This window comes from uncultured Arthrobacter sp. (assembly GCF_947495145.1).
GTDB lineage: Bacteria > Actinomycetota > Actinomycetes > Actinomycetales > Micrococcaceae > Arthrobacter_D.
The window spans coordinates 1-3,629 of sequence record NZ_CANLXP010000040.1; the positions used below are offsets into that span (position 1 = coordinate 1).

Here is a 3,629-nt window from a genome sequence, read left to right on the forward strand (position 1 = left end):
TGCTTGGGAAGTGCTGGGAAGGTCGGTTATTCGAAGCGTGTGGCGGTGATGGCTGTGTTGTTTCGGACGAGACCGAATGTTGCAGCTACTGCGCCGAAGGCTAGGAGCAGGCTCAGGCCCAGTGCTGCGAAGTAGTCCGCTCCCGGCCACGTCAGTTGATAGGCGTCATTGATGGACGTGACCATCAGCCACGCGACGAGGAACCCGAGGCTGATTGATAGGAGGAGCACGCTCAGGAGCGGGACCGCTGCTTCTCGTGTGATGATTCGGCGTAAGACCGACGTTGGCATGCCCATTAGCCGCATCAGGCCAAGGGCTCTCTTCCGATCCAGAATGGCTGAAGCCGTGGCTACTGCGAGTGACAGACCAGCGATTGCGATTGCCACGAACATTCCGAGATAAGCGAGCCCGGCCAGCCCGTGGATGAGACGTGTTGATGACTGCAGTTCGAGATCCGAAGGGGAAGTGGCTGGCATGGCGGTGATACCCGAGGTGTTGAGCGCTGTTCGGACTCGATCCATCGCATCGAGGCTATTATTCGTGCCAACGATGATGACCACTGGTACGGATTTTTCGAGTGCTCCGGCTGGAGCAGAGGTAAGTGTCTGTGGCTGCGTGGACCAGGGTTGCAGGAACGACGTTTGAACACTGACGGTCTCAGCTCCTGGGACATTCTCGAATCCCAGAGCGACGGCATCTGCGGATCGCAGATAAATTTCGGGTCCAGCTCCTTCGGTCGACAGCGCTGCAGGGCCGTAGCCGATGGTGGTGCTCTGAACCCCTGGCATGTCCTCGATATGCTTTATGGTTTCTTGCACCTTTGTCTCCGCGGCTGCGTCGGTGAGAGTGGCGTGAATGCTGCTCGGTTGCAGTAGACCGGCCTGCCGGGACGCGGCTTGTGGGGATTCGATGATGCTGGATGCCCCGGCAAAGACGGATACTACGAAGACAGCGATGACGAGTCCTGAGACCGAACGGAATGTTGCCACAGGTGTCCTGGTGATCCGGCTGGCCGCGATGACGGCCGCAGCGCTTCGCGCCCGTCGAAGAGCGATCTGGCTTACCAGCTTTGTTAGCCACGGGCCGATGAGGACGATGCCGATGAGGATGAGTAGGAATCCACCGATCATCAGCGGTGATTCCAGCCACGGCAAGCGAAATTCCAGCACCCGGATTAGAACAACGGCTGTGGCCATGGCAGCAAGACCTGCCAGCAGCGGCGCCGCCCGCCACATGGTGGGTACCTTCTCTAGCACGGCCCGTGTCACCCTCAGAGGGCCGATCCCGGCACACGCTGTGCGATGGGCTGCTGCCAATGCCGACGCCGTGACCACTATGACGACGACTGCGATGTTGGCTACCCAACTGGTACTCAGGTCCTCGGTGAACATCCTGGTGCCATTGACTGAGATCTGTGCCGCTGCCGGTCTCAGCGCCGCGGCCATCACCACGCCAAGTACCGCGCCGAGGACGCTGGGTACCGTTGTTTCAACCGCCGCGATCCCGGCAACGGTTCGCGGCGACGCGCCGATCAGACGCAGGGTCGCGAACCGTTCCCTGCGCTCAGCGGCACCCAAACCCGTGACGATGCTGATTAGCAGCAGCACCGGGAAGAACACAGCGACTGCTCCGATCAATATCACCGAGCTGTAAGCGGCCGCGCGACCGCCGTAGGGGTTGGTCGTGAAACTTGAAACCAGCGAAGCTCTGCCGCTTTCGCGGAGTTCGGTTTCCGTGGCTCCGGTGATGACGACCAGAGAATCCGGTCCAGGCAGCGCGGAATCGTCAATCATGCCGGCGAAGTCCCCGAACCGGTCGCCAAGCTCATCATTGGGGTTCGATTCGATCAGGTCCTGCAACGCCGGCGAGGCATAGTATTGCCCCGGTTTTGGGGGTGCGCCGATCCCAGGAATGGTGACGGTGGTTGAGCTCAGGGCTGCAAAGTCTCTCCGGTTGATGAGTTGGTCTCGGAACACCTCGACCGGATTTGTCCTCATGAGCGCTGTACTGGAGGTCAACGGAACCGGTGTTACCGGCCCGGAAGCGGTTGAGCCGTCCGGCGTAGTGGACACGGTTACCGCCGGGCTGCCGGTTTCACGTAACCAGGCGCCGCGGTCATCGCGGGCGCTCAGACCGTTCGCGCCACCCCAGAGCAACAACAGCAGGCACACTCCAACGGCGACCCCTCCAGCGATCCCGGCGAGCCGTCCGTAGGAGGACCGGCTGCCAACCACCGCGAGTCGTATCAAACCGGTATTCACGCGGACACCCGGTAACCTGCGCCTATTGCTCCGTCACGGACAATGACTTCACGATCGGCATACGCTGCGGTGCGTGCATCATGGGTGATGATCACCACTGTCGTTCCAGCTTCCCGAACGAGGTCGAGCATAAGAGTCAGCACGTTCTCGGAGGCCAGGGAATCCAACGAGCCGGTAGGCTCATCGGCGAAAAGTACGGTCGGTGAGGTCACCAACGCCCGCGCGACGGCGACCCGCTGTGCCTGGCCGCCGGACAGCTCTCCCGGCAGCTTTCCCCCAACATCACCCAGGCCGAGGCGTTCCAGCAAGTCCTCGGACTTCCGGAGCGCTACCTGGCGTCGAGTCCCGGCCAGGAGCAGCGGGATGCTGACATTGTCCGCGGCCGAAAGCTCCGGCAGTAGTTGCCCGAATTGAAAGACGAACCCGAAATCGGTGAGCCGCAACCGGGCGCGTTCCGGTTCGTTGAGCGCACTGACCTCTATGCGGCGCTTTCCTGCGGGCTGGTAGGTCACCGTTCCGCTATCAGGAGCAAGAACACCGGCAAGAGAATGCAGCAGCGTGGACTTACCGGAACCCGAGGGCCCCATGATAGCAAGGACCTCCCCGGCATGAACGTCGAGGTCGATTCCCCGTAACGCCTCGGTCGGCCCGAAAGAATGCTGCAGGCCACGGGCGCTGAGGATCGGTGCAGCTGTGTCCGTAGTGCTCATGCGCTCTGGAGCTCCTTCTTCAGTTCGGTGAGTCGGGCGCTGGTCAAATCGATCCAGCGAAGGTCCGCTTCGATGTGGAAGAGGCCGTAGTCGCACAGCAAAACCTGCGGCAGATCGGCGTCCTTTTTCACGCGAGTCAGTTCACGCATGCGAGCTATATGTTCGCTGCGCTGTACGTCGAGCAGCCGGTCGGCATCATCATCGATCAGCAACGCGATGACGGTCTTCGCGAACAGGTTGCTCTGCAAGCGCTCCGACGGAACATCCGGAGTGAACAACCAGTCATGAACCCTGCTCCGACCAGCAACCGTGATCTCGTACTTCTTACGATCAGGACCTCCGCCGGCCTCCTCACCCAACGCACGAATGAGCTCATCGCGGACCATCCGGGCGAGGGTCGAATACACCTGGCCGAAAGCCAGCACCTTTCCAGCTCCGAAGTAACGGTCGTAGGAGTGCTTCAGGTCGTAGCCATAGCTAGCCTCACGACTCAGAAGCCCTAAAAGGGTCAGCGAATTGTCCACACCTCAATCTATACACTGAGTGCATAGCGAAGGCCAGCCGCAACACTCACAAACGTGAGCCAGGAAGGGAAGTCCCTTGGAATCCTTCAGATCTCACCGTTAGGCCCGCCCGAGAAACAGCACGCAAGGGGATC

Annotated in this window: 3 protein-coding genes; all 3 read right to left on the reverse strand. The window is 60.9% G+C overall.

The window, feature by feature from the left end; all coding sequences use genetic code 11:
- Positions 1-26 precede the first annotated feature (26 nt).
- Genes Q0877_RS16970 through Q0877_RS16980 form a run of 3 tightly spaced genes read right to left on the reverse strand, consistent with a single transcriptional unit; the run spans position 27 to position 3,495 of the window.
- Positions 27-2,261, reverse strand: coding sequence for an FtsX-like permease family protein (locus Q0877_RS16970; protein WP_299170025.1), 2,235 nt, complete (start codon positions 2,259-2,261; stop codon positions 27-29).
- A complete protein-coding gene (locus tag Q0877_RS16975; protein ID WP_299170026.1) occupies positions 2,258-2,971 on the reverse strand; it encodes an ABC transporter ATP-binding protein in 714 nt (237 codons plus the stop codon). Before Q0877_RS16975 ends, Q0877_RS16970 begins: the two co-directional genes overlap by 4 nt.
- Positions 2,968-3,495, reverse strand: coding sequence for a PadR family transcriptional regulator (locus Q0877_RS16980; RefSeq protein WP_299170027.1), 528 nt, complete (start codon positions 3,493-3,495; stop codon positions 2,968-2,970). Before Q0877_RS16980 ends, Q0877_RS16975 begins: the two co-directional genes overlap by 4 nt.
- Positions 3,496-3,629 lie beyond the last annotated feature (134 nt).